We start from the raw sequence: 24,455 nt of genomic DNA on the forward strand, positions 1-24,455 counted from the left end.
ACCGACGACGGCGGCCGTTCCCTTCGGGGAGCGGCCGCCGTCGTCGTTGGCGCGGACCGCCCGCCTAGACTGGGGCCATGACTGGCGCTGAAAAGGACCTGAACACCCTGCTGGCGGCGATGCGGCCGACGATCCGCGAGGGCGAGTACGTCTACGCCGTCTGGCCGGAGGGCAAGCCACTGGCCGGACACGTCGCCGCCGCCGTCCGGGAGTCCGAGGGGCTGACGGTGGTGCTGCCGCGGGCGGACGCCGACGCCCTGGGCCTGCATTACGACTACGTGGCGGCCTGGATCACCCTGCAGGTCCATTCGGCGCTGGAAGCCATCGGTCTGACCGCCGCCGTCAGCGCCGCCCTCGCCGAAGCGAAAATCAGCTGCAACGTCCTCGCCGGGTTCCACCACGACCATTTGCTGGTGCCGGTGGCCGACGCCGCGCGGGCCGTGGAGGCGCTGCACGAACTCTCCGACCGCAGCCGCTCCGCCAATGGCGCCGGGCAGCCTGCCGCGCCCCGCCTGGTGCTGCGCAGCGAAGAGCCGGCGGACCGGGCGGAGCTCCTGGCCCTCACGGCGGCCGCGTTCACGATCTCGCCGGTGACCGGCGAGCGGGTCGAGGGGGAGCCGGAGGAAGTGGAGCTGCTGCGCCGGCTCTTCAACTGCCCGGAGTACCTGCCGGAGTTCAGCATCGTCGCCGAGCTCGACGGCGAGCTGGTAGGGCACGTGATCAGCACCCGCGGCCGGGCGGGCGAGCTGGAACTCCTGGGCCTCGGCCCGATCGGCGTGCTGCCCAGGCTGCAGCGGCACGGCATCGGCTCGGCCCTGATGCAGGAAACCATCGACCGGGCGAACGCCGCAGGGGAGCGCGGCATCGCCCTGCTCGGCAGCCCCGACTACTACGCCCGCTTCGGCTTCGTCCCCTCCACCTCGCTCGGCGTCCAGGCCCCGGACCCTGCCTGGGGTGAGCACTTCCAGATCCTGCCGCTCGCGCTCTGGCCCGGCGGCGCGAGCGGGGTCTTCCAGTACGCGCAGCCCTTCGACGGGCCGCCGTCGGCCTAACGCCGTCGGCCCGGCCGCGCCGTCCGTGTGGGCCGCGCCGTCGAACCGTCCGTGAGGGGCCGCCCGGCCAGGTGGCCGCACCGCGGCGGCCATAACGCGGCGGTGGAAGCACCGCCGGCGGCGCAGGGCCGGGATACCATTGACCGGGCGCCCCAGTAGCCCAATTGGCAGAGGCAGCGGACTTAAAATCCGCGTGTTCAGGGTTCGAGTCCCTGCTGGGGCACAATTTCTCCGGCGGCTTTGGGCTGCCCGGATTTGGGTGGACCGGGTCCCGGATTTCCTCTATGCAACGAGTGTTATAAGGATGTGACCCTAGTCACTTATGTTCGGCCTGAAATTGCATTAGCTTGAATCTAAATCAGGAACACCTGATCTTTCGCATCAAAGGCCGTTCGCACCTTTAGATCGAGGAGACTTCTCTATGACTTCAGTCCCCCAGGTGGCGCCGCGCATTGCTAAGCTCACAGCGCTCAGCATCGGCGTCGCCCTTCTGGCTACGGCTTGTGGTGGTTCGTCCAACACGCCGTCGGCAACCGGTTCGGCATCCGCCCAGGCCGCTGGCATCGCCTGCCCGGCCCCGAGCGCAACCGGCGGTGCCACCAGCTCGGCCAGCGCCGAGGGTTCCGTGCCCGCGTCCTCGACCACGACGGACACTCCGCTCAAGATTGGTTCGCTGCTGCCGACCACCGGCTCCCTGGCCTTCCTCGGCCCGCCGGAAATCGCGGGCGTTAACCTCGGCATCAAGGAAGTCAACGACGCCGGCGGCGTCCTCGGCAAGCCTGTCCAGGTCATCCACCGCGACTCCGGCGATACCAAGACCGACATCGCCACCCAGTCCACCACCGCGCTGCTCGGCCAGGGCGTGAGCGCCATCATCGGTGCCGCCTCCTCGGGCGTCTCGAAGACCGTGATCAACCAGATCACCGGTGCGGGTGTCATCCAGTTCTCGCCGGCCAACACCTCGCCGGACTTCACCTCGTGGGACGACAAGGGCCTCTACTGGCGCACCGCCCCCTCGGATGTCCTGCAGGGCAAGGTCCTCGGCAACTACATGGCCACCTGTGGCGCCCAGACCGTTGGCATGATCGTACTGAACGACGCTTACGGCACGGGCCTGGCCAAGAATGTGAAGTCGGCCGTTGAAGCCGCCGGCGGCAAGGTTGTCGCGGAGGAGCTCTTCAACGAAGGCGACTCCCAGTTCAGCAGCCAGGTGGACAAGGTCCTCGCGGCCAAGCCGGATGCGATCGCCCTGATCACCTTCGACCAGGCCAAGAGCATCGTTCCGCTGATGACCGGCAAGGGCATCAAGCCCACGCAGATCTTCATGGTGGACGGCAACATGTCCGACTACAGCAAGGACTTCAAGGCCGGCACCCTGAAGGGGGCCCAGGGCACCATCCCGGGCACCTTCGCGAAGGACGACTTCAAGAAGAAGCTGCTCGCCATCGATCCGGCGCTGAAGGACTACAGCTACGCCGGTGAGTCTTACGACGCCGTCAACCTGATTGCGCTGGCCTCCGAAGCGGCAAAGAGCACGAAGGGTGCCGACATCGCAAAGCAGCTCAAGGCAGTCTCCGAAGGCGGCGAGAAGTGCAACAACTTCGCCTCCTGCGTCACCCTGCTCCGCAACGGCAAGGACATCGACTACGACGGCCAGTCCGGCCCCGTATCGTTCTCCGACGCCGGTGACCCGACGGAAGCCTACATCGGCATCTACGAGTACCAGGATGACAACAGCTACAAGCCCGTCAAGGAAGAATTCGGCAAGCTCTAAGGCCGCCTAGCTCCTCGACAGCAAGAGACCCCCGTCCGGCCGGACGGGGGTCTCTTTGCGTCCAGGCCCGCGGGAGCGCCGGCCGCCAGCCTCGTGGGGCTGGGGAACCGGATTTTCGCTGCGGTTCCGGACCAGGGCTGCGCGGGCCCGGGGTGCGCCGGTCCGATACCGGCGCGGAAACGAGAGGAGCGGGTGATGGCGGGGGCTCCGGTGGGGCGGGGGCTGTGGAACCCGCACGCAGCCGCAGGAGGGCGCCGCGAGCCACGTGGAGGCGGGGGAACCGGATTCTCGCTGGGGTTCCGGACCAGGGCTGCGCGGGCCCGGGGTGCGCCGGTCCGAAACCGGCGCGGAAACGAAAGGAGCGGACACTGCCGGGGCTCCGGTGGGCGGGGCGGTGGGACCCGCACGCAGCCGCAGTAGGGCGCCGCGAGCCGCATGGGGGCTGGGGAACCGGATTCTCGCTGCGGTTCCGGACGAGGGCTGCGCGGGCCCGGGGTGCGCCGGTCCGAAACCGGCGCGGAAACGAGAGGAGCGGACGCTGGCGGGGGCTCCGGTGGGCGGGGTGCGCCGGTCCGAAACCGCCGCGAAAACGTGGCTCAGAAGGAAGGGCGACGGAGGCAGGCGCTTGCGAAAGCGCCGTTGTCGCGTTGGGCACGGCGGCAGGGTTCCGTGCCCGAGCTTGCGAGGGGAGGGGGCCGCCGGGGAGGAACGAGCGCAGGCGCCGAGCAAGTGGCTGCGGAGGCGCCCGTGCGCCGCACGTGGACGGCACACGTCCCGGGCACGCAGAAGGGCCGCCACCGGTGAGGTGACGGCCCTTCGAAGCGCCCGGACGGGGCTGGCCGGCCGGGAGACCTGACCTTACTCGACGGTGTCGGCCAGGGTGCCCAGGTAGAGCTGGATGACCTTGGGATCCTTCATCAGTTCCCGGCCGGTACCTGTGTACGCGTCCTTGCCCTGGTCCAGGACATAGCCGCGGTCACAGATCTGCAGGCAGCGGCGCGCGTTCTGCTCGACCATGATCACCGAGACGCCGGCCCGGTTGATCTCGTGCACCCGCAGAAAGGTCTCGTCCTGTTTGACGGGGGAGAGGCCTGCGGAGGGCTCGTCGAGCAGGAGCACGGCGGGATCCATCATCAGCGCCCGGCCCATGGCAACCATCTGGCGCTCGCCGCCGGAGAGCGATCCGGCCCGCTGCGCCCGGCGCTTGGCCAGCTCCGGGAACAGCCCGGCGACGAAGTCGAACCGCTCGGCGAAGTCCTTGGGCCGCTGGAACATGCCCATCTGGAGGTTCTCCTCGATGGTCAGCGCCGCGAACACGTTGTTCGTCTGCGGGACGAAGCCGACGCCCTTGGTCACCAGCTTGTTCGCCTTCAGCCCGGTGATGTCCTGGCCCCGGACCACCACGGACCCGGAGTGGACCTTGACCAGCCCGAACATGGCCTTGAGCAGGGTCGACTTGCCGGCGCCGTTGGGGCCGATGATGCCGATCAGCTCGCCCTTACGGGCCTCGATGCTGCAGCCGTTGAGGATGTTGACGCCCGGAAGGTAGCCGGCCACCAGGTCGGTGACCTTGACCACTGAATCGCCGTCGTAGGCATTTTTCGCGGCCGGGGCCGCACTGGTGGCGCTCATTCGGTGTCCTTCACTGTCCGGGGCGGCTGTTCGCTGCTCGTGGGCTCCTCGGCGCTGTGCCGCCCGTGTGCCGTCCCGGGCGCGGTGCCGGGTCCGGTCTCGGGGCCGGCCTCGGCGACCAGGACGTCGGAGGAGATGATGCCGGCGCTCTCGGTACCGACGATCGATTCCTCGTCGGCTTCGAGCTCGGCGGCGAGCTCCTTGATGCCCTCGGAATCGCCCAGGTCTACGTCGTGGTGGGCGCCGAGGTAGGCGTCGATCACGGCAGGGTTCTTCATAACGTCCGCCGGCGGCCCCTCGGCCACGATCTTGCCCTCGGCCATCACCACGACCCAGTCGGCGATGTGGCGGACCATGTGCATGTCGTGTTCGACGAACAACACGGTCATGCCCTCGGCCTTGAGGTTCTTGATGTGGTCCAGCAGGGACTGGGTCAGCGCCGGGTTGACGCCTGCCATCGGCTCGTCGAGCATGACGAGCTTCGGGCGGACCATCAGCGAGCGGGCCATCTCCAGGAGCTTGCGCTGGCCGCCGGAGAGGGACGCGGCGTAGTCGTCCTTCTTGGCGTCGAGCTTGAACTTCTGCAGCAGCACGTTGGCTTCTTCGGTGATCTTCTTTTCCTGGCCGCCCCAGATGCCCTTGAACAAAGCCTTGTAGAGCTTCTCGCCGGACTGGTTGGATGCGCCCAGGCGCATGTTCTCCATGACGGTCAGCTTGCCCATGACCTTGGTCAGCTGGAAGGTGCGCACCATGCCCATGCGCGCCACCTTGTAGGAGGAGACGCCGGCCAGGCTGTTGCCCTCGAACTGCCACTTGCCCGTGTTGGGGGTGTCGAAGCCGGTCAGCAGGTTGAACAGGGTGGTCTTGCCGGCACCGTTCGGCCCGATCAGGGCGGTGATCTTGTGCCGGGGGATTTCCAGGTATTCAACGTCGACGGCGTTGATGCCGCCGAAGCTGCGGGTGACGTTCTCCGCCACCACGATCGGATCCCGTTTCTTGCAGCCGGGTGCAATCTCCCCGGCGGCAATCGGGCGGGTGTCCGTCATGTAGTCGATGGTTTCGGCGCCGGTGCTCCCGCCGCCTGTCTGGGGTGTTTCGCTGTGCATGCTCATGCGAACGCCAGCTCCTTCTTGTTGCCGAAGACGCCCTGGGGCCTGAAGATCATCAGCAGCATCAGTGCGATGCCGACCAGGATGTAGCGCAGCTGGCCGGCCTGGACCGTGTTCAGCCACGTGACGGCTCCCGATTCGATCAGGCCGTAGAGCACGCCCTGGGTGAGGGAGAGCACCACCCAGAAGATCATTGCCCCGACGACGGGTCCCAGCACGGTGCCGAGGCCGCCGAGCAGCAGGCAGGTGTAGAGGAAGAAGGTCAGCTCCGTGCCGTAGTTGGCTGGCTGCACCGCGCCGCGGGGGAGGGTGAAGACCATCCCGGCCAGGGCGCCGAGCACGCCGCCGATGACGAGGGCCTGCATCTTGTAGGAGTAGACGTTCTTGCCCAGCGAGCGGACCGCGTTCTCGTCCTCGCGGATGCCCTTCAGGACGCGGCCCCAGGGGCTGCGCATCAGGAGCCAGACGAGCACGCAGCAGACGATGACGAGCCCCCAGCCGACCACGCGGATGAAGAAGTCGCGGTTGTTCATGCCGAAGTAGTCCCCGTTCGGGAACGGGTTCATGGCGTAGAAGTCGCCCTCGAACGCCGCCAGGCCGTTGGCCGAGCCGGTGACCGAGGTCAGCTGGTTGGTGGTGACGATGTAACGGACGATTTCGGCCGCCGCGATCGTGACAATGGCCAGGTAGTCCGCCCGGAGCCGAAGCGTCGGGATGCCGAGCAGCAGGGCGAAGATTGCCGAGCAGACGACGGCGATCAGCAGGCCCACGAAGAACGGCACGTGGAAGGTCAGGGTGGAGATGGCGAAGCCGTAGGCACCGACCGCCATGAATCCGGCCTGGCCGAAGTTCAGCAGGCCCGAGTAGCCGAAGTGCACCGCGAGGCCGAGCGCGGCAAGCGCGTACGCCGCCGTCGTCGGGCTGAGCAGTTCACCGGCAGCGCTGGAAAGGATGAATCCGAAGTCCATGTTTGTCTCCTAACCCACGCGCTCGCGGCGGCCCAGGATGCCCTGGGGCCGGAACAAGAGGACAACGATCATGATGAACAGTGCTCCCACGTACTTGAGGTCGGCGGCGAGGCCGAAGACGGTGGTCAGCTCCACGAAGATGCCGACGATGATGGAACCGAACAGGGCGCCCCAGACTGTGCCGAGGCCGCCGAGGGTCACGCCGGCGAAGATGAGCAGCAGGATCTGCGAACCCATGTCGAACGTGACACCGGGCCGGTAGTACGCCCACAGGATGCCGCCGAGGGAGGCGAGCATGCCGCCGGTGACCCAGACGATGCGGATCACCGAGTCGACGTCGATGCCGGAGGCAGCCGCCAGGGCCGGGTTGTCGGCAACCGCGCGGGTGGCCTTGCCCAGCCGGGTCTTGAGCAGAATGACGCCGAGCACCGCGATGACGACGACGCTGATCAGCAGGGACCACAGGTTGTTCGGGGAGATCGAGACCGGGCCGATCTGGATCTCCGCGCTCTGCGCGTAGGGCAGCTGCTGGGTGGCGCCGCCGAAGTAGAACTGGATGACGTAGCGGACGGCGAGGGCGAGGCCGATGCTGACGATCATCATCGGGACCAGTCCGGTGCCGCGGCGCCGCAGCGGCTTCCACAGCCCGGCGTCCTGCGCGTAGCCGAAGAGGCCGCCGCCGAGCAGCGCCAGCAGGATGGCCAGCCAGAACGGCAGGTTCATCGCGTTGAACGCAAAGACCAGGACGGCGCCGAGGGTGACCATCTCACCGTGGGCGAAGTTGGTCAGGCCGGTGGTGCCGAAGATCAGCGACAGGCCGACCGAGGCCAGCGCCAGGAGCAGGCCGAAGCTCAGGCCCGCCACGAGGCGGTTGAGCAGGTTCTGGCCGAAGTCCTGTTCCTGGACGACGATGCCCTTGCCGAAAGCGAAGATCACCGACAGGTTGGAGGTCTGGCTGAAGGTGACCTTGCGGGGGTTCTCCTGGCCATCGGCCAGCTTGATGCCCTCGGGGAGGGTATTAACGTCCAGTTCGACCTCGTAGGTGCCCTGCGTGGGGACGCCGATCGTCCAGGAGCCGTTGGCACCCGATTTGGCCGTCCCGGTAAAGTCGCCGCTCTTGGCGGTGATGGTCACATCGGCGAGCGGGGCGCGGTCATCGCCGCGCAGGAAGCCGCTGATGCTGTTCTGGAACGTGGTGCTCGACGGGGATGGTGTCGGCGAGGGGGTCGCGGCCTGGGATGCCGGGGCGACGATGAGCAGAAGGGCTGCCACGGCGGCGAAGACGGCCCCCACAGCTTTCAGCAGTCTGCCCCGCCGCCGCTGCGACAGGCCTCTCGGTGTGCTTCTCAAATTGAAAACCTCCACATGGGGGTGGTGCGAGTTGCGCCATTGCAACCGCTGCGAACGGTGAGGTGACGGGCGGGCCGCAAGGCTGTGATGTCCGTCACCCTGTGGCCCAATGCTACAGGCCGGAGAAGGTGAAAAAGACCGCTCCCGACGGCGGAAACATCGCGATCCCGTAACAACCGTGAAGCGCGGCCGCCGAAGAGGTTTAGACGCACTTAAGAAAACTTTTGTTGTTCCGGGAGCCTTCTAAACAGTTCCCGGGCCGGGCTCCCTGCGGTTGCCCGCAGCGGCGCGGCGCTCCGGCCGGGGGCAGGTCACGGTTGGGTTGCGGCCCGGTGCCCGGGGAACTTTCCCTGCCCGCGGGACGTGGGAGTTGGTAGCGTGGGTCTTATCGATCCGCATGACCGATCATCACTTACCCCCTTACTTGGAGGACACCAGCAATGGCACTAGGCGGAAACCCGATCTTCAACGGAAAGAACTTCCGTGGAGCCACCCAGGCGCCGCCGGCCCCGCATGCACCCTACGGGCAGGGCCAGTACGGCTACGGCCAGCAGCCGTACGGCCAGGCGCCATACGGCCAGAACGGCTTCGGCCAGGCCCAGGCCGGCTGGAACCCGGCGCAGCAGGCCATGAGCAGCGACCAGCTGCAGGACATGTACAACCGTCCTGCTGCCGGACCCGCCGACACCGGCCGGATGACCTTCGACGACGTCATCATGAAGACCGCGGCCTGCCTCGGCGCCGTGATCGCCGGCGCAGCCGTCACCCTCGTGGTGGCGCAGGGCCTGGCCTCCATGCTGATGATTGTCGGCGCCCTCGGCGGCTTTGTGCTGGCCCTGGTCAACACCTTCAAGAAGCAGCCCTCGCCGGCCCTGATCCTGGCTTACGCCGCCCTTGAGGGCCTCTTCCTCGGCGGCCTGACCCGGATCCTCGACGGCATGTTCCCCGGCGTCGGACTGCAGGCCGTCATCGGCACGCTCTCGGTCTTCGCCGTGACCCTGATGCTGTTCAAGAGCGGCAAGGTCCGGGCCACCCCGAAGGCCATGCGCTTCTTCATGATCGCCCTGATCGGCTACGCCGTCTTCGCGCTGATCAACATGGTGATGATGTGGACCGGCGCGGTTGACTCCCCGTTCGGCCTGCGCACCGAGGTGGAAATCATGGGCATTCCGCTGGGCGTCTTCATCGGCCTGCTCGCGATCGGCCTGGCCGCCTTCTCGCTGATCATGGACTTCACCAGCATCGAGGCGGGCGTCCGCGCCGGTGCCCCGCAGCGCTTCTCCTGGACCGCGGCCTTCGGCCTGACGGTGACCCTGGTGTGGCTCTACGTGGAGATCATCCGGCTGCTGGCCATCCTGCGCGGCGACGACTAACAGCCCCGGCCTAAGGGCCGGGCAGTACCACCGCGGCGGGCCCCGCCGGACCGAACCCGATTCGGCCGGCGGGGCCCGCTGCTGTGTCTGCGGAACGCGCCTGGGTCAGGCGAGCCGCTCCAGCACCAGGGCCATGCCCTGGCCGCCGCCGACGCACAACGTGGCCAGGCCCAGGCTGCCGTCGCGTTGGCGCAGCCCGTTCAGCAGCGTGGCGGTCATCCGGGCGCCGGTCATGCCGAACGGGTGCCCCAGGGCGATGGCGCCGCCGTGGACGTTCAGCCGGTCCGGGTCGATCCCCAGTTCCCTGGCGCTGGCCACCACCTGGACCGCGAACGCCTCATTCAGTTCCACCAGGTCGATGTCGCCGATCGACAGCCCCGCGGCCTGCAGGGCACGGCGGGTCGCCTCGACCGGGCCCATGCCCATCAGTTCGGGGGAGAGGGCACTGACGCCGGTGGAGACGATCCGGGCCAGCGGCTGCAGTCCGAGTTCCTTGGCACGGGTGTCACTCATGACGACGACGGCGGCGGCGCCGTCGTTGAGCGGGCAGGCATTGCCCGCCGTGACGGTCCCAGCACTGCGGAACACCGGCTGCAGGGCCGCCACCGCCTCCAGGGTCACGCCCGCCCGCGGCGAGTCGTCCCGGTCGATCACCGTTCCGTCGCGGCGCGTGTATGGCGTGATTTCGCGGGCGTAGAAGCCGGAGGCGATCGCCGCCTCGGCCCGGTTCTGGCTCTGCACCGCCCAGGCGTCCTGGTCGGCGCGGCTGACGCCGTAGCTGGTGGCGACGTTCTCGGCGGTCTGGCCCATGGAGATGTAGATGTCCGGCATCCGTCCGCCCAGCCGGGGGTCGGTCCACGGAGTGTTGGACGCGGCACGGGCCGCCGTCCGCTTTCCGGCCGCCTCGAACAACGGATTGTGGGTGCCCGCGTCGGTCTCCCCGGCCCCGGCCCAGTTGCGGTAGCGGGAGACCGCCTCGACGCCGGCGGCGACAAAGGCCGACCCCTCGCCGGCCTTGATGGCGTGGAACGCCATCCGCAGGGTCTGCAGGCTGGAGGCGCAAAAGCGGTTGATGGTTGCGGCAGGCACGTTGTCGAGCCCGGCGAGGATCGTCACGACCCGGGCCATGTTCGAGCCGGCCTCGCCGCTGGGTTCGGCGCAGCCCAGGTACAGGTCGTCGAGGCCGCGCCCGGCGTCGTTCGGGTCGAACCCGGGCAGCTTCGCCAGGGCGGCGGTGACCATGGCCGCGGCCAGGTCGTCGGGCCGCTCGTCTTTCAAGGAGCCCTTGAAGGCGCGGCCGATGGGGCTTCGGGCAGTGGCGACAATGACAGCTTCCGGCATGCGGCCCAGCCTACTCCCGGCCCGGAGCGGCCGGTCAGGCCAGCCGGCGCGCGCCGGGCGCGGGACGGACCGGGAACACCGTGGGGGCGCCGTAGCCGGCGCGCGCGAACGCCCGGCCGACGTCGGCCCGCACCGCCTGCTCGTCCTGCACCGGCACGAGGGCGATCGCGGAGCCGCCGAAGCCGCCGCCGGTCATCCGGGCCCCGATCGCGCCCGCGGCGCGCGCCGTGTCGACCGCGAGGTCCAGTTCGGGGCAGGAAATCTCGAAGTCGTCCCGCATCGAGGCGTGCGAGGCGTCCAGCAGCGCGCCGATCGCCCGCGGCCCGGCGTGCTCGAGCAGCTCCACGGCCTGCAGTACCCGGTCGTTCTCGGTCACGACGTGCCGGACCCGGCGGAAGGTCTCCGCGTCCAGCAGCCCGGCCGCCTCCGCCAGGTCGGAGAGCGCCACGTCGCGCAGCGCCCGGACTCCCAGCACGTCCGCACCCAGCTCGCAGGAGGCCCGCCGGGCCGCGTAGTCGCCGCCGGCATGCGAATGGGTCACGCCGGTGTCGATCACCAGCAGCACCAGCCCCGCGGCCCCGGCGTCGAAGGGCACCAGGCGGGCGCTTTGGTCCCGGCAGTCCAGGAACACGGCCCGGCCCTCGGCGCCCCGGAGCGAAGCGGACTGGTCCATGATGCCGGTAGGGGCACCGACAAACTCATTCTCTGCGCGCTGCGTGGCCAGCACCAGGTCGGCGGTGCCAAGGCCGGCCGCGGTGAGGTCGTTGAGGGCCAGGGCGACGGCGCACTCGATGGCGTGCGAGGAGGACAGCCCGGCGCCCCGGGGCACGTCCGAGTCGAGCAGCAGGTCAAGGCCCGGGACCTCCACGCCGCGCTGCTGCAGGGCCCACATGACGCCGAGCGGATACTTGGTCCAGCCCTTGGCCGTAGCCGGATCCAGCGCCGCCGCATCCGCCGTCGTCAGGCCCTGGTTGCCGAAGGTGGAGAGCATCCGCACGGTGGAATCGGTCCGGAGCCGGACCGCCACCCGGGCTGCCCGGTCGATCGCGAACGGCAGCACGAAGCCCTCGTTGTAGTCCGTGTGTTCGCCGATCAGGTTGACCCGGCCGGGGGCCTGCCAGAGGCCGTCGGGGGCGGCGCCGAAGGTCGCTTCGAACCGTGAGCGCAGTTCAGCGGTGCCCAGGGGAGTGTTCATCGGGTGCTGCCTTCCGTGCCGGCGGAGGAGGAGTCCGGGTCCGCGGCGCGCAGCCGGGCCGCGACGGCCTCCGGGGTGGTGTCGTTGATGAAGGCCCCCATGGCGGCTTCGGAGCCGGCCAGGTATTTCAGCTTGTCCGCGGCGCGGCGGGGCGAGGTCAGCTGCAGGTGCAGGTGGCCGGCGGCGCGGGCCGCCGTCTCCAGCGGGGCCTGCTGCCAGGCGGCAATGTACGGCGTCGGCGTGGGGTACAGGGCGTCAAGCCGGCGCAGCAGCGCCAGGTACAGCACGGCCAGTTCGTCCCGTTCGCCGCCGTCGAGCGCGGCAAGGTCCGGGACCTGCCGGTGCGGCACGAGGTGGACTTCCAGCGGCCAGCGCGCGGCGAAGGGCACGTAGGCGCTGAAGTGCCGTCCCTCCAGCACCATCCGGCTGCCGTCCCGGCTCTCCGCGCGCAGCAGTGAGCCGGTGAGCGTCTCCCGGCCGCCGGCGGCGTCGTAATGCCGCTGCGCCGCGGCGGACAACACCGCGGCCCTTGGCGGCAGGTAGGGGTAGGCATAGATCTGCCCGTGCGGGTGGTGGAGCGTGACGCCGATGTCCGCGCCGCGGTTCTCGAACGGGAACACCTGGCGGACCCCGGGCAGCGCGCTGAGCGCGGCAGTGCGGGCCGCCCACGCCTCCACCACGGTGCGGGCCCGCGCTTCGCCGAGGCCGGCGAAGGATCCGGTGTGTTCCGGGGTGAAGCAGATGACCTCGCAACGGCCATAGGCGGGCGTGCTGGTTCCCCAGCCGGGCTGCTCCGGGAGCTGTCCGACGTCGGGCCCAAGCGACGGGAAGCGGTTCTCGAACACCGCGACGTCGTAGTCCGGGGCCGGGATTTCCGAGGGGCGCTCCGGGGTGCTGGGGCAGAGCGGGCACTCGGCGGCGGGCGGGAGGTGGGTGCGGGACTGGCGGTGCGCGGCGATGGCCACCCATTCGCCGGTGAGCGCATCGAAGCGCAGCTCCCCGGCGCCGCCGCGGGCTTCCGGTGCCCGGCGGTCCGCGGCCTCCCGGGGGTCGGGGCGTGCCGGCCCGCCGGTCCTGCCCGCGTCAGCGAAGTAGAAGAGCTCCCGGCCATCGGCGAGGGTGACGGGGGTGATGCTGTCGGCGCGCATGCCATCATTCGATCAGACTTCGGAGAAATCCGGTAAAGCCCCGCGTGTACGGCCGCGGACGCGGTTCGGTACCGTGGTGCCCATGGACTCCACCGCCGACCCGGCTGCGCCCGCTACCGCCTCCGACCCCGACGCCTCCGCCCGGCGCTATGCGACCGGCCGGCAATACGAGCTGCGCCGTGGCGACGCGCTCGCCGTCGTGACTGAACTGGCCGCCGGCCTGCGGCTCTACGCCCGGGCCGGGACCCAGCTGACGGAGACGTACGCGGACGCGGAGATCGCTCCCGGCGCCGCCGGCATCACCCTCGCGCCGTGGGCGAACCGGGTGGAGGACGGCGTCTGGACCCTCAACGGGAAGAAGCAGCAGCTGGACATCACCGAGGTGGGGCGGAACAACGCCAGCCACGGACTGCTGCGGAACTCTCCCTACGAACTGGTGGACGAGTCCGAATTCTCGGTCACCCTGGAGGCGGCAATCTTCCCGCAGCACGGCTACCCGTTCCTGCTCCGGCACCGGGTGCGGTACACGCTCGGGGAGGACCTGGGCCTGGACGTCCGGCAGACGCTGGTCAATGACTCCCAGGAGCCGGCCCCCTTTGTCCTCGGCGCGCACCCCTACCTGCGCCTCGGCGAGGTCCCGAGCGAGGACCTCACCCTGACCGTCAGCGGGCGGACCCGGCTGGTGACGGACGAGCGGCTCATTCCCCGCGGCACCGGGCCGGCCGACGGCGGGTTCGACCTGCGGGCCGGCCGCCGGGTGGGCGGAATGGACCTGGACTGCGCCTACACGGACTTGGACTTCGACGGCGGGACAGCCCGCAGCACGCTGCGCGCGGACGACGGCCGCAGCGTGAGCCTCTGGCAGGACACCTCCTGCGGCTACGTCCACGTCTTCGTGACGGACAAATTCCCCGGCAGGGCCACGGCGGTGGCCCTGGAACCGATGACCGGGCCCGCGAACGCCTTCAACAGCGGCGACGGCCTGCGCTGGCTGCCGGCCGGGGAGTCGTTCAGCATGGAGTGGGGAATCACAGCCGAGCTGGGCAGCTAAGGCACCGCAGGCAGGCCCTGCCCGGCACCGGCGGGCCGTGTCCGTTTCCTTTCCCAGCCGCACTGCGGAATTATGGGGCTATGACGCCAGCTGAGGACGCCGCCAACCGACCCGATTCCGCGCTGCCCGGCTACGCCGCCCCGGAACTTTCCGCCCCCTCCGCCGCTGCCACCGCCGTCCCCGGCGGGGAGGCCGCCGCGGCCTTGCCGGGTGCCGCGCCGACGCCCGGCGCCCGGCGGGTCCGCAGCGACCGGGACCTGGACGAGGACATCCCCTACGGCGTCCGGATCGCGGCGTCGTGGGCGTGGCGGATCGGCCTGATCCTGCTGGTGACCGGGGCGCTGGTCTGGCTGCTGAGCAAAATCAGTTTCCTGATCATCCCGGTGATGGTCGCGGCGTTGCTGGCCGGGCTGCTCAGCCCCGTCAAGCGCTGGCTGCACCGCCACCGGGTGCCCAACGGCGCCGCGGTGGCGATCACCCTGCTCGGCTTCCTGGGCCTGATCGCCGGTGCGCTGGCCCTCGTGGGCCGTCAGCTCTTCACCGGCTTCGGCGAGCTCTGGGGCCAGGCGCTGGCCGGCGTCCAACAGGTCCAGACCTGGCTCGCGGAGGGCCCGCTGCACCTGACCGCGGCCCAGATCGACACGTACATCAAGGACGCCACCGACGCGCTGCAGAACAACAGCAGCAGCATCCTCAGCGGGGCGCTGACCTTCGGCAGCACCGCCGGCCACTTCGCCGCCGGGTTGCTGATCGCCCTGTTCGTGACCATCTTCTTCCTGCTGGAGGGCGAACGGATCTGGAGCTTCCTGGTCCGGCTGATGCCCCGCAAGGCCCGGCCCGCCGTCGACGGCGCGGGCCGGCGCGGCTGGACCTCGATGGTCAGCTACACCCGCATACAGCTCTTCGTCGCGTTCGTCGACGCCGTCGGGATCGGTGTCGGCGCGGCCATCATCGGCGTGCCCCTGGCGCTGCCGCTGGGCGTGCTGGTCTTCATCGGCTCCTTCATCCCCGTGGTCGGCGCGCTCGTGACCGGCGCCATCGCCGTGCTGCTGGCCCTGGTGGCCAACGGCCTGGTCAACGCCCTGATCATGCTCGGCATCGTGCTCCTGGTCCAGCAACTGGAGAGCCACATCCTGCAGCCCCTCGTCATGGGCAAGGCGGTGTCCCTGCACCCCGTGGCCGTCATTTTGTCCGTGGCCGCCGGGTCCTACCTGGCCGGCATCCCGGGTGCGCTGTTCTCCGTGCCGGTCCTCGCCGTAGCAAACTCGGCCGTTCGGTACATTGCGGGCAGAACGTGGGAACATGATGGAAAGATGGCAGCCGCGTACGGGCACGGAGCCCCGGCAGCTGCCGGCGCCGGCGAGGATCCGGGCTTCAGGGAGGCCCGCGTCCCCGGCGCCGACGCCGGAACCCCCTAAGGAGATTAGTTCGTGAATACCCCCGAGAGCCTGCCCGTCACGCTGGACGATGTCCTGGAGGCGCAGAAGCTGCTCGACGGGATTATTACCCGCACCCCGGTGGAATCCTCCCGCGCCCTCGGCGGCCTGGCCGGCGGCGAGGTCTATTTCAAGTGCGAGAACCTGCAGCGCGCCGGCTCCTTCAAGGTCCGCGGCGCCTACGTCCGGATGGCCAAGCTCTCCGAGGCGGAGAAAAAGCGCGGCGTCGTCGCGGCCTCGGCCGGCAACCACGCCCAGGGCGTGGCCGTCGCGGCGAAGGCCCTCGGCATCAAGGCCCGGATCTACATGCCGCTCGGAGTGGCGCTGCCCAAGCTCGCCGCCACCCGCAGCCACGGCGCCGAGGTGGTGCTGCACGGCCACAACGTGGACGAGGCCCTCGCCGAGGCCAAGCGCTACGCGGATGAGACCGGCGCGGTTTTCGTCCACCCGTTCGATGACGTCGACGTCGTCGCCGGCCAGGGCACCGTCGGCCTGGAGATCCTCGAACAGGTACCGAACGTGGACACCATCCTGATGGGTGTCGGCGGCGGCGGCCTGCTGGCCGGCGTCGCCGTGGCCGTGAAGGCGCGGGCAAAGGAACTCGGCCGGGAGATCCGGATCATCGGCGTGCAGGCCGAAAACGCCGCCGCCTACCCGCCCTCGCTCGCCGCGGACGCCCTCGTGCCGCTGAAGCGGGTCTCCACCATGGCCGACGGCATCGCCGTGGGCCGGCCGGGGCAGTTGCCGTTCAGCATCATCCGCGAACTTGTCGACGACGTCGTCACGGTCAGCGAGGACGCCCTGGCCCGGGCCCTGATCTTCCTGCTGGAACGGGCCAAGATGGTCGTCGAACCCGCCGGCGCCGTGGGCGTCGCGGCGCTGATGGAAGGCAAGATCGAAAACCCCGGGACCACCGCCATCGTGCTCTCCGGCGGCAACATCGACCCGATGCTGATGCTCAAGGTCATCCAGCGCGGCCTCTCCGCCGCCGGACGCTACATGACCGTCCGGATGATGCTCGATGACCGGCCCGGTTCGCTCGCGACCATCGCCCGGATCATCGCCGAGAACGACGCCAACGTCACCGGACTGGACCACACCCGGGTGGGCGGCTCCATCAGCATGGGCGACGTCTCCATCACCGTCAACCTCGAAACCAAGGGCCACGAACACTGCGAGCAGGTCCTGGGCGCGCTCCGGGCCGAGGGCTTCCAGCCGATCGTGGTGCACTAGGGGAGCGGCGGTGCTGCAGGCGTCCGGTGGCCAGCGGCGGGTCACGGCCGCGGCCCGGGCGCGGCAGGGCCTGCTGGTGGTGGGGTCCTTCGTGCTGCTGCTCTATGCCATCGAGTTCCTCAACGCCCTGCTGTTCCACTCGCTCAACGGCACCTTCGGGCTGCGGCCCCGCTCGGCGGACGGGCTGCTGGACATCCTGACATTTCCGCTGCTGCACGCCAACCTCGCCCATCTGGCCTCGAACACCCTGCCGCTGATCATCTTCGGCTTCCTGGTGTTCCTCTCCGGCGTCCGGGTCTTCGCCACGGCGCTGGCCTCCAGCTGGCTGGGTTCGGGGGCCGCGGTGTGGCTGATCGGCGGCTACAACATCACGGTCGGGGCCTCCGGGCTGGTCTTCGGCCTGTTCGCCTTCCTGCTGGTGCGCGGCTTCGTCAACCGGCACTGGGGCCAGATCCTGCTCTCGGTGGTGCTGTTCCTGGCCTACGGCGGAATCCTGTTCGGTGTCCTGCCCACCGTGGCCGGCTACGTTTCCTGGCAGGCCCACCTGGGCGGTGCCGCGGGCGGCGTGGCCGCCGCCCTGCTGCTGGGCCGGCGCCGGGCGCGGCCGGCCGGGGACAGCGGTTAAACGCCGACGCCGGCCCGCCGCGGAAGCGGGGGCCGGCGTCGTGGCGGGAAGTTAGCCTGCGTACGGCTTGGCGGAGATGATCTCCACCGCGATGTCCTTGCCGTTGGGGGCGGTGTAGCTGAGCTTGTCGCCCTCCTTGTGGCCGACGATCGCGGACCCCAACGGGGACTTTTCGCTGAAGACGTCCAGGTCCGAGTCGCCGGCGATTTCGCGGGAGCCCAGCAGGAAGCGCTCCTCGTCACCGGCAATCTTGGCGACAACAAGCATGCCCGGCTCGACGATTCCGTCGTCGGCAGGGGCCTCGCCCACGTGCGCGTCGCGGAGCAGCTCGGTCAGCTGGCGGATGCGGGCCTCGATCTTGCCCTGCTCCTCCTTGGCGGCGTGGTAGCCGCCGTTCTCCTTGAGGTCGCCTTCCTGGCGGGCAGCTTCGATCTTCTGAACGATGTCTGCACGCCCGGCGCCGGAGAGGTGGTCCAGCTCTGCCTTCAGGCGGTCAAAAGCTTCCTGGGTAAGCCAAGCTGCAGTTGCGCTGTTGGTGGTCGACACGGACTTCTCCTTTTGATGGTCAAACAAGCTGGTCAAACAAGCAAAGACCCCGCCACGGTGGCCACTTATGGATCTCAGTAACCAGCTCAGCGGGGTAGAGGTATTGATCCATTGTAGTCAATGCTGTGGATAAACCCAAGAACCCCTGCGTCGCAGGTCACACAGTGTTACTTCGCCGTTACTTCGCGGCGTCCGGGATCCAGCAGCTGTCGACGACGGCGGAGACGGCCTGCGACTCGGTGCGGACGGTCGCCCGGTGCACGGTGGTCCGGCCCCCGTCGCTGCCGGCGTCGGCCGCGTTGGGTCCGATGTCAACGACCTTCCAGCCGACTACGGCGAACTTGGCGTCAAGGGCCTTGACCGCGCACTTGGCGGCGGTGCCGGGGTTCTTGGTGACCTGGAAGTCCAGCTCGGTCAGGGTGGCGTCGGTGGTGCTGTAGCCGATGTCCTTGAAGCTGACGGACTCGGTGGCCGCCGACGTCGAAATCCAGGCCGCCACGCCGATTCCGAAGGCGAGCGCGAGGACCAGGATGATGCGCTTGGCCTTCCCGCCGAGGGCGCGCTTTTGGGCACCGTAGCGATTGGCTACGCTGTTAGGTGCCGGCACGGTCGCCGCGGGCTGCTCCTCGGAAGTCACCCGTCCAGTTTAGTGTGGATCGGGCGGGGGAATTTCCGCGCCGCCGCTGCGCGTTACTCCGGGCGTGGTCCCGGCGTCCGGCGCCCAAGCGCCCGTACCGCCCCGCAGCAGAATTTCCGCACAAGAAAGAGGAGCCGTCCCGCCATGACAGCGTCCCCCAGCCCGTCAGCCCCGCTTCGGCTGCTCGCCGTCCACGCGCACCCCGACGACGAATCGAGCAAGGGCGCCGCGACGATGGCCAGGTACGCCGCCGCCGGCGTCGACGTCCTTGTGGCGACCTGCACCGACGGGTCCCGCGGCGACATCCAGAACCCGGCGATGGAAAGCGCGCCGCATCCCAAGCGCGACATGGCCGGCGCCCGGCGGCTGGAGATGGCGAACGCGGCCAAGGTCCTGGGCATCCGCCAGCACTGGCTGGGCTTCGTCGATTCCGGGCTGCCCGAGGGCGACCCGCTGCCGCCGCTGCCCGCCGGCTCCTTCGCCACCCTGCCGCTGGAACGCGCGGCCGCCCCGCTGGTGCGGCTGGTCCGCCGGTTCAAGCCGCAGGTCATCCTCAGCTACGACGAGAACGGCGGCTACCCGCACCCGGACCACATCATGGCCCACCGGGTCGCCGTGGAGGCGTTCGACGCCGCCGGCGACCCGGAACGGTACCCGGGCACCGGCGAGCCCTGGCAGCCCAGCAAGCTCTACTACGACCGCGCCTTCAGCCCCGAACGGTTCCGGGCGCTGCACTATGCGCTGGAGGAAGCCGGTCTGCAGTCGCCGTACGCCGAGCGGATCGCGGCCTGGCTGGAGGCCGACGCCGAGGGGCACACCCCGCCCGCCCCGACGCATCCGACCACCACGCAGATCGAGTGCGGCGACTTCTTTGAGGCCCGCGACGACGCCCTGCGCGCCCACCGGACGCAGATCGATCCCGAGGGATTCTTCTTTGCGGTCTCGCCCGCGATGCAGCGCCAGACCTGGCCGTGGGAGGACTACTCCCTGATCCAGTCCAAGGTCCCGGCGGACCTGCCCGAAACGGACTTTTTCGCCGGGCTAAGATAGACCACGCAGGGACTTCTATGCCACGTAGAAATGGCGGCCGGGTCCCGCAGACGACAATCCCCACAGAAGGTTCCTGCCGTGCACTCCTTGCTCATCGCCCTGGCGACCGCCCCGGCGCCCGCGCCGTCGCCGTCGCTGCGTCCCGGGCTCACCCAGGACCAGGTCACACCGGGCCTGCTGGGCTTCCTGCTCACCGCCTTTATCGTGGTGCTCACGGCGCTGTTGATCGTGGACATGGTCCGCCGGATCCGCCGGGTCCGCTACCGGGCGCAGGTCGAAGAGGAGCGCGCCGCCGAGGCCGCCTCCGGCCGGCCGGAGACCGACGGTGACGCAGGACCCGGCAGCCGCTGACCGCGGCCGCCCCGCCGGAGCCGGCGGCGGCACCCCCGGGGCGTCCAACGCCCTGGGAGCGGAGCCGTCCGCCTATTTGCGCCAGCACGCCGGCAACCCGGTCCACTGGCGGCCGTTCGGGGATGAGGCCTTCGCCTTCGCGGCGGCCCGTGACGTCCCGGTCTTCCTCTCGATCGGGTACGCGGCCTGCCACTGGTGCCACGTCATGGCGGGGGAGTCCTTCGAGGACCAGGACACCGCCGACTACCTGAACGCCCACTTCGTGCCCGTCAAGGTGGACCGGGAGGAACGCCCCGACGTCGACGCGGTCTACATGGCCGCCACCCAGGCCATTAGCGGTGAGGGCGGCTGGCCGATGTCCGTCTTCCTGCTGCCCGACGGCCGGGCCTTCCACGCCGGGACCTACTATCCGCCCCGCCCAATGCCCGGCAGGCCCTCGTTCCGCCAGGTGCTGGAAGCGGTCCAGGAGGCCTGGCGGGAACGCCGCGCCGCCGTCGAACAGAACGCCGCCACCCTGGCCCGCGGCCTCGCCGCCGCCCAGGCTGCCTCCGCCGTCCGGCTGGACGCCCCCGCCCCCGAGCTCCGCCCGGACCTGCTGGCCGACGCGGTGCGTGCCCTCGCCCGCGCCGAAGACGCCGACGGCGGGTTCGGCGCCGCCCCGAAGTTCCCGCCGTCCTCCGTCCTGGAATTCCTGCTCCGGCACGCGGCGGTACCCTCGGACACGGCGGCCACGGCCCGCGACCTCGCCGGCCGCACGCTCGCCGCGATGGCCCGCTCGGCCCTCTACGACCGGGTGGAGGGCGGCTTCGCCCGCTATTCGGTGACCCGGGACTGGTCCGTTCCGCACTTCGAGAAGATGCTCTACGACAACGCCCAGCTGCTGCGCTGCTACCTCCACTGGGTCCGGCTGGGCGGGACGGCGGGCTTCCCGGCCGCGGAGGCGGCGGACGCGGCCGGCAGCACCGCTGACTGGATGCTGGGCGCGCTGGGGCTCGCCGGCCCCCGCGGCCCCGAGGCGCTGGCGTCCTCGCTCGACGCCGACACCGTGGTGGACGGGGAACACGTCGAAGGCGGCAGCTACCTGTGGACCCCCGCGGAGCTGGCGGAGCTGCTGGGCGCGGAGGACGGCGAACGCACCGCGGCCCTGATGGGGGTGCACGGGCACGGCAGCGTCCCGGAGACCGGGGCGCCGCTGCACCCGGGCCGGGCGCTCGACGCCGACGAGGCAGCGCTGTGGCAGCGGGTGCGCCCGGCGCTCCGCCGCGCCCGCGCGGCGCGGCCGCAGCCGGCCCGGGACGACAAGGTCGTGGCGGGCTGGAACGGTCTGGCCGTCGCAGCCCTCGCCGAGGCCGGTGCCCTGCTGGAACGGCCCGAGCTGCTGGCGGCCGCCGAGCGGATCGCCGCCTACCTGGAGCGGGTGCACTGGACCCCCGGCGGCGCGCCCGGTGCCGGCCGGCTGGTCCGCGTCTCCCACCATGGCGCCGGCCGCGGCATCGAGGGCCTGCTGGAGGACTACGCGTTCTGCGCCGAGGGCCTGCTCGCGCTCTACGCGGTCACCGGCCGGACCCGCTGGTACGCCTTCGCCGGGGACCTCCTGGCCGCCGCCCGCGGGCGGTTCGCCGCCGGCGGTGCACTGCGTGACACGGTGGGGGAGTCGGTGCAGCTGGCCAACGCCCAGGGCGGCGGCGCCGGGGCGGAGCCGTTCGATGACGCCACCCCCAGCGGAGCAGCCGCCTTCGCCGGCGCCCTGCTGTCCCACGCCGCGCTGTCCGGCTCCGCCGACGACCGCGCCCTCGCCGGCACCATCCTGTCCCTGCTTCCGCCGCTGGCGGCCCGCGCGCCCCGGGCGGCCGGCTGGCTGCTGGCGACGGCACAGGCGGCCCTCGCCGGGCCGCTGGAAGCCGCCGTCGTCGGTGCGGACACACCGCAGCGCGCTGCCCTGCACCGCGCCCTGCTGCACTCGCCCAGCCCGGGACTGGTGATTGCGCTGGCTGCAGAGGAGGCAGCCCCCGGCGTGGACGTGCCCCTGCTGCGCGGCCGGACGGCCGCGCCCGACGGGACGCCCCGGGTCTACCTCTGCCGCAACATGGTGTGCGCCCTTCCGGTGGGTTCCGTCGCGGCGCTCGGCGAGCAACTGGCTAGCATGGCTGAATGACTCCGACGTCCCCTCCTTCGCCGCCGGCCCGGGAACCCTTCGAATTGGTGGTTTTTGACTGCGACGGTGTCCTGGTGGACTCGGAGGTGATCTCCGTCCAGGTGGACCAGCGGGTGCTGGCCGACCTTGGCTGGGAGCTGGAGATCGAGGACATCGTGCGGGGCTTCGTGGGCAAGAGCGAAGCCAACTTCATCGCCGGCATCGAAGACCATCTGGGCATCGAACTTGCCGAGGGCTGGGACCGGGACTACCAGCGCTGGTACGACGAGGCCTTCGAACGGGACCTCACGGCGGTCGACGGCGTGGAGGACGCCCTGGACCGGATCCTGCTTCCGCACTGCGTGGCCTCCAGCGGCAGCCACGCGAAGATGCAGCGGACGCTGGGCCGGACCGGGTTGCTGCAGCGCTTCGCCGGCCGCATCTTCAGCGCCACGGAGGTTGCCAACGGCAAGCCGGCCCCCGACCTGTTCCTGCACGCGGCCGGGACGCTGGGCACGGCGCCGAAGGCCTGCGCCGTCGTCGAGGACAGCGCCTACGGGGTGCAGGCGGCGCGGGCAGCGGGGATGCATGTCTTCGCCTATGCGGGCGGGGTGACTCCGGCGGAACGGCTGGCGGGACCGGGGACCACGGTCTTCCACGACATGCGCCGACTCCCGGAGCTGATCGCCGCGGGCCGGCCGGGCTGACGGTCAGCCCAGGACGGCGATGGCGATGGCGGTGTAGTGCGCCGCAAAGGCGAAGACCGTGAAGGCGTGGAAGAGCTCGTGGAAGCCGAAGTGCTCGTAGCTGAAATTCGGCTTTTTGAGCGCATAGAAGACGGCGCCGGCGATGTAGAGCGCGCCGCCGACGCAGATCAGCACCGCGGCGGGCACGCTGGCGGCGAAGAAGTCCGGCAGGTAGAACAAGGCCCCGCAGCCCAGGGCGATGTAGATCGGCACGTACAGCCAGCGCGGGGCGTGCGTCCACATCAGGCGGAAGAGCACGCCGAGCACCGCGCCGGACCAGATCACCCACAGCAGCAGGACCGCCTTCGGCCGCTCCAGCAGCGCCCAGGCCAGCGGCGTGTAGCTGCCGGCGATCACCAGCATGATGTTGGTGTGGTCCAGCCGCTTGAGCACCATCTTCACGCCGGGGGACCAGTTGCCGCGGTGGTAGACGGCGCTGACACCGAAGAGCAGCACCCCGGTCACGGCGTAGACCGCCGACGCGGTCTTCAGCTCGGCCGTCGGGGCCAGCAGCACCAGCACCAGGCCCGCGGCGAAGGCCAGCGGCGCCGTGACGGTGTGGATCCAGCCCCGCCATTTCGGCTTGATCATCAGCAGTTCGGCGATTTTGACCGCCGCATCGTCCACGGGGCTGGTGCCGCCGGACGGTGACGTGTTGCGCTGCGCGGACCGCTCGGGCCCGGGCTCCGGACTGGTTCCTTCCATCCGGCCATAATAACCTACGGAGCGGTAAGTTACCGAGGAGTAACAAGCCGTGCGGGCGGCGCTCCGACGGTGGCGTGCACCACCCGGGCCGTCCGGCGGGTAGCCTAGGAATGCACTGCCGTCAGAGCCCAAGGAAGCCAGGTGAATGTCCGGATGGAACTGCCCGGATTCCTGTATGGCTTCTACGAGCGCAGCCTCCAGCGGTCCCTCGACCCGGAGCGGGTGCCCAAGCACATCGGCGTCATGGTCGACGGCAACCGGCGCTGGGCGCGGCAGTTCAATGCCCCCACGAGCCAGGGCCACCAGGCCGGCGCGGACAAGATCCACGAGTTCCTCGGCTGGTGCCAGGAGCTGGGGATCAAGGTGGTCACCCTGTACATGCTGTCCACGGACAACATGAACCGATCCGGCGAAGAGCTCGATCTGCTGATGGGGATCATCGCCAATACCCTGGACCGGCTTGACGAGGACGAAGACATCTCAGTGCACGCCATGGGCGCCCCGGAGCTCCTGCCCGACTACCTCGCCGAGCGGCTCAACAAACTCACCGCACGCACGCCGGTACACGAGAAGATCCACGTCAATGTCGCCGTCGGCTACGGCGGCCGCCGGGAAATCGTCGACGCCGTCCGCGAACTGCTGCACGACGCCGTCGCCCGCGGCGCGGACATCGGCAAGCTGGCCGATGAGCTCAGCGTCGATGACATCTCCCGCTTCCTGTACACCCGCGGCCAGCCCGACCCCGACCTGGTGATCCGCACCTCCGGCGAGCAGCGGTTGTCCGGGTTTTTGATGTGGCAGAGCGCGTACAGCGAGTTTTATTTCTGCGAGGCGCTGTGGCCGGCGTTCCGCAAGGTCGACTTCCTCCGGGCGCTGCGCGACTACGCCGGCCGGCAGCGCCGCTTCGGTTCCTGAGGCTGTTTACCCGGGCTTCACCTGATGGCCGGAAGAATCGCCGACAGATTACCCGGCAATGGGCCCGGCGCGGACGTACGTTAA

At 70.1% G+C, this 24,455-nt stretch carries 22 protein-coding genes and 1 tRNA gene; 13 read left to right on the forward strand and 10 right to left on the reverse strand.

From position 1 onward, the window contains the following. Nucleotides 1-77 precede the first annotated feature (77 nt). The 3 genes from ASG71_RS13460 to ASG71_RS13470 all read left to right on the forward strand — a co-directional run bounded on the left by ASG71_RS13460 (nt 78) and on the right by ASG71_RS13470 (nt 2,826). Entirely contained in the window at nt 78-1,052 is a 975-nt protein-coding gene (locus tag ASG71_RS13460) for an N-acetyltransferase (protein WP_056740149.1), read from the forward strand. Between the two features lie 149 nt (nt 1,053-1,201). Then, nucleotides 1,202-1,275 (forward strand) — tRNA-Leu (locus ASG71_RS13465). 198 nt (nt 1,276-1,473) lie between these two features. Continuing rightward, nucleotides 1,474-2,826 carry an ABC transporter substrate-binding protein gene (locus ASG71_RS13470; RefSeq protein ID WP_056740151.1) on the forward strand — a complete coding sequence of 451 codons (1,353 nt, stop codon included), beginning with the start codon at nt 1,474-1,476 and terminating at the stop codon, nt 2,824-2,826. Nucleotides 2,827-3,684: 858 nt separating this feature from the next. Here ASG71_RS13470 and ASG71_RS13475 read toward each other — a convergent pair. From ASG71_RS13475 to ASG71_RS13490, 4 genes are read right to left on the reverse strand one after another with little or no spacing between them, the layout of a single operon-like run. Continuing rightward, on the reverse strand, nt 3,685-4,458 hold the full coding sequence (locus tag ASG71_RS13475) for an ABC transporter ATP-binding protein (protein ID WP_056740153.1): 774 nt from the start codon (nt 4,456-4,458) through the stop codon (nt 3,685-3,687). After that, nucleotides 4,455-5,570 carry an ABC transporter ATP-binding protein gene (locus ASG71_RS13480; RefSeq protein WP_056740155.1) on the reverse strand — a complete coding sequence of 372 codons (1,116 nt, stop codon included), beginning with the start codon at nt 5,568-5,570 and terminating at the stop codon, nt 4,455-4,457. The genes ASG71_RS13475 and ASG71_RS13480 overlap by 4 nt, the downstream gene beginning before the upstream one ends. Then, nucleotides 5,567-6,535, reverse strand: a complete 969-nt coding sequence (locus tag ASG71_RS13485; protein ID WP_056740158.1) for a branched-chain amino acid ABC transporter permease — start codon at nt 6,533-6,535, stop codon at nt 5,567-5,569. Before ASG71_RS13485 ends, ASG71_RS13480 begins: the two co-directional genes overlap by 4 nt. 9 nt (nt 6,536-6,544) lie before the next feature. Next, a complete protein-coding gene (locus tag ASG71_RS13490) occupies nt 6,545-7,828 on the reverse strand; it encodes a branched-chain amino acid ABC transporter permease (RefSeq protein ID WP_157366450.1) in 1,284 nt (427 codons plus the stop codon). A 497-nt stretch (nt 7,829-8,325) separates the two neighbouring features. On the opposite strand from ASG71_RS13490, the gene ASG71_RS13495 reads away from it, so the two are divergent. Further along, nucleotides 8,326-9,258, forward strand: coding sequence for a Bax inhibitor-1/YccA family membrane protein (locus ASG71_RS13495; protein ID WP_056740162.1), 933 nt, complete (start codon nt 8,326-8,328; stop codon nt 9,256-9,258). A 105-nt stretch (nt 9,259-9,363) separates the two neighbouring features. Here the strand turns inward: ASG71_RS13495 and ASG71_RS13500 are convergent, their stop codons facing one another. Genes ASG71_RS13500 through galT form a run of 3 tightly spaced genes read right to left on the reverse strand, consistent with a single transcriptional unit; the run spans nt 9,364 to nt 12,942 of the window. Beyond that, on the reverse strand, nt 9,364-10,599 hold the full coding sequence (locus ASG71_RS13500) for an acetyl-CoA C-acetyltransferase (protein WP_056740164.1): 1,236 nt from the start codon (nt 10,597-10,599) through the stop codon (nt 9,364-9,366). A 34-nt stretch (nt 10,600-10,633) separates the two neighbouring features. Beyond that, nucleotides 10,634-11,794 (reverse strand): galactokinase, encoded by a 1,161-nt coding sequence (gene galK, locus ASG71_RS13505; protein WP_056740165.1) that lies wholly within the window; start codon nt 11,792-11,794, stop codon nt 10,634-10,636. Then, complete coding sequence (gene galT, locus ASG71_RS13510; RefSeq protein WP_056740167.1) at nt 11,791-12,942, reverse strand: galactose-1-phosphate uridylyltransferase; 1,152 nt, start codon at nt 12,940-12,942, stop codon at nt 11,791-11,793. The genes galK and galT overlap by 4 nt, the downstream gene beginning before the upstream one ends. Nucleotides 12,943-13,024: 82 nt before the next feature. Between galT and ASG71_RS13515 the strand changes: the two genes are divergently transcribed. From ASG71_RS13515 to ASG71_RS13530, 4 genes are all read left to right on the forward strand, one after another. Next, a complete protein-coding gene (locus ASG71_RS13515) occupies nt 13,025-13,993 on the forward strand; it encodes an aldose 1-epimerase family protein (protein ID WP_056740169.1) in 969 nt (322 codons plus the stop codon). A gap of 80 nt (nt 13,994-14,073) precedes the next feature. Next, a complete protein-coding gene (locus ASG71_RS13520) occupies nt 14,074-15,411 on the forward strand; it encodes an AI-2E family transporter (protein WP_082575175.1) in 1,338 nt (445 codons plus the stop codon). A 12-nt stretch (nt 15,412-15,423) separates the two neighbouring features. Then, complete coding sequence (ilvA, locus tag ASG71_RS13525) at nt 15,424-16,662, forward strand: threonine ammonia-lyase (RefSeq protein WP_056740171.1); 1,239 nt, start codon at nt 15,424-15,426, stop codon at nt 16,660-16,662. A 10-nt stretch (nt 16,663-16,672) separates the two neighbouring features. Next, entirely contained in the window at nt 16,673-17,287 is a 615-nt protein-coding gene (locus tag ASG71_RS13530) for a rhomboid family intramembrane serine protease (protein ID WP_056740173.1), read from the forward strand. A 51-nt stretch (nt 17,288-17,338) separates the two neighbouring features. Here ASG71_RS13530 and greA read toward each other — a convergent pair whose 3' ends face one another. Together greA and ASG71_RS13540 are read right to left on the reverse strand one after the other, a co-directional pair. Further along, nucleotides 17,339-17,833, reverse strand: a complete 495-nt coding sequence (gene greA / locus ASG71_RS13535) for a transcription elongation factor GreA (protein ID WP_056740175.1) — start codon at nt 17,831-17,833, stop codon at nt 17,339-17,341. A 178-nt stretch (nt 17,834-18,011) separates the two neighbouring features. Continuing rightward, nucleotides 18,012-18,470: a DUF4307 domain-containing protein gene (locus ASG71_RS13540; protein WP_056740178.1), complete on the reverse strand. Its 459-nt coding sequence runs from the start codon at nt 18,468-18,470 to the stop codon at nt 18,012-18,014. A gap of 144 nt (nt 18,471-18,614) precedes the next feature. Here ASG71_RS13540 and mca point away from each other — a divergent pair, with 144 nt between their 5' ends. From mca to ASG71_RS13560, 4 genes are all read left to right on the forward strand, one after another. Further along, nucleotides 18,615-19,520: a mycothiol conjugate amidase Mca gene (mca, locus tag ASG71_RS13545; RefSeq protein ID WP_056740180.1), complete on the forward strand. Its 906-nt coding sequence runs from the start codon at nt 18,615-18,617 to the stop codon at nt 19,518-19,520. Nucleotides 19,521-19,598: 78 nt separating this feature from the next. After that, nucleotides 19,599-19,871 carry a hypothetical protein gene (locus ASG71_RS13550; protein ID WP_056740181.1) on the forward strand — a complete coding sequence of 91 codons (273 nt, stop codon included), beginning with the start codon at nt 19,599-19,601 and terminating at the stop codon, nt 19,869-19,871. Then, the gene (locus ASG71_RS13555; RefSeq protein ID WP_056740183.1) at nt 19,846-22,026 is read left to right on the forward strand and encodes a thioredoxin domain-containing protein; all 2,181 of its coding nucleotides are present in this window, start codon (nt 19,846-19,848) and stop codon (nt 22,024-22,026) included. The genes ASG71_RS13550 and ASG71_RS13555 overlap by 26 nt, the downstream gene beginning before the upstream one ends. After that, the gene (locus ASG71_RS13560; RefSeq protein ID WP_056740185.1) at nt 22,023-22,712 is read left to right on the forward strand and encodes an HAD family hydrolase; all 690 of its coding nucleotides are present in this window, start codon (nt 22,023-22,025) and stop codon (nt 22,710-22,712) included. Before ASG71_RS13555 ends, ASG71_RS13560 begins: the two co-directional genes overlap by 4 nt. A gap of 3 nt (nt 22,713-22,715) precedes the next feature. On the opposite strand, the gene trhA is transcribed toward ASG71_RS13560, so the two are convergent. Further along, the gene (gene trhA / locus ASG71_RS13565) at nt 22,716-23,357 is read right to left on the reverse strand and encodes a PAQR family membrane homeostasis protein TrhA (protein ID WP_056740754.1); all 642 of its coding nucleotides are present in this window, start codon (nt 23,355-23,357) and stop codon (nt 22,716-22,718) included. A gap of 252 nt (nt 23,358-23,609) precedes the next feature. Between trhA and ASG71_RS13570 the strand changes: the two genes are divergently transcribed. Further along, nucleotides 23,610-24,371 (forward strand): isoprenyl transferase, encoded by a 762-nt coding sequence (locus tag ASG71_RS13570; RefSeq protein ID WP_056740756.1) that lies wholly within the window; start codon nt 23,610-23,612, stop codon nt 24,369-24,371. The last annotated feature ends 84 nt before the right edge of the window (nt 24,372-24,455 follow it).

The sequence above is a fragment of the Arthrobacter sp. Soil763 genome, assembly GCF_001428365.1.
GTDB lineage: Bacteria > Actinomycetota > Actinomycetes > Actinomycetales > Micrococcaceae > Arthrobacter.

What these genes read in the sequence shown, in the direction of transcription:
- galT (WP_056740167.1), bottom strand. Translation starts at nt 12,942, where the DNA reads ATGCGCGCCGACAGCATCACCCCCGTCACCCTCGCCGATGGCCGGGAG.
- ASG71_RS13470 (WP_056740151.1), top strand. Translation starts at nt 1,474, where the DNA reads ATGACTTCAGTCCCCCAGGTGGCGCCGCGCATTGCTAAGCTCACAGCG.
- ASG71_RS13520 (WP_082575175.1), top strand. Translation starts at nt 14,074, where the DNA reads ATGACGCCAGCTGAGGACGCCGCCAACCGACCCGATTCCGCGCTGCCC.
- galK (WP_056740165.1), bottom strand. Translation starts at nt 11,794, where the DNA reads ATGAACACTCCCCTGGGCACCGCTGAACTGCGCTCACGGTTCGAAGCG.
- ASG71_RS13485 (WP_056740158.1), bottom strand. Translation starts at nt 6,535, where the DNA reads ATGGACTTCGGATTCATCCTTTCCAGCGCTGCCGGTGAACTGCTCAGC.
- mca (WP_056740180.1), top strand. Translation starts at nt 18,615, where the DNA reads ATGACAGCGTCCCCCAGCCCGTCAGCCCCGCTTCGGCTGCTCGCCGTC.
- ASG71_RS13515 (WP_056740169.1), top strand. Translation starts at nt 13,025, where the DNA reads ATGGACTCCACCGCCGACCCGGCTGCGCCCGCTACCGCCTCCGACCCC.
- ASG71_RS13475 (WP_056740153.1), bottom strand. Translation starts at nt 4,458, where the DNA reads ATGAGCGCCACCAGTGCGGCCCCGGCCGCGAAAAATGCCTACGACGGC.
- ASG71_RS13480 (WP_056740155.1), bottom strand. Translation starts at nt 5,570, where the DNA reads ATGAGCATGCACAGCGAAACACCCCAGACAGGCGGCGGGAGCACCGGC.
- ASG71_RS13570 (WP_056740756.1), top strand. Translation starts at nt 23,610, where the DNA reads ATGGAACTGCCCGGATTCCTGTATGGCTTCTACGAGCGCAGCCTCCAG.
- ASG71_RS13460 (WP_056740149.1), top strand. Translation starts at nt 78, where the DNA reads ATGACTGGCGCTGAAAAGGACCTGAACACCCTGCTGGCGGCGATGCGG.
- ASG71_RS13500 (WP_056740164.1), bottom strand. Translation starts at nt 10,599, where the DNA reads ATGCCGGAAGCTGTCATTGTCGCCACTGCCCGAAGCCCCATCGGCCGC.
- ASG71_RS13560 (WP_056740185.1), top strand. Translation starts at nt 22,023, where the DNA reads ATGACTCCGACGTCCCCTCCTTCGCCGCCGGCCCGGGAACCCTTCGAA.
- ASG71_RS13495 (WP_056740162.1), top strand. Translation starts at nt 8,326, where the DNA reads ATGGCACTAGGCGGAAACCCGATCTTCAACGGAAAGAACTTCCGTGGA.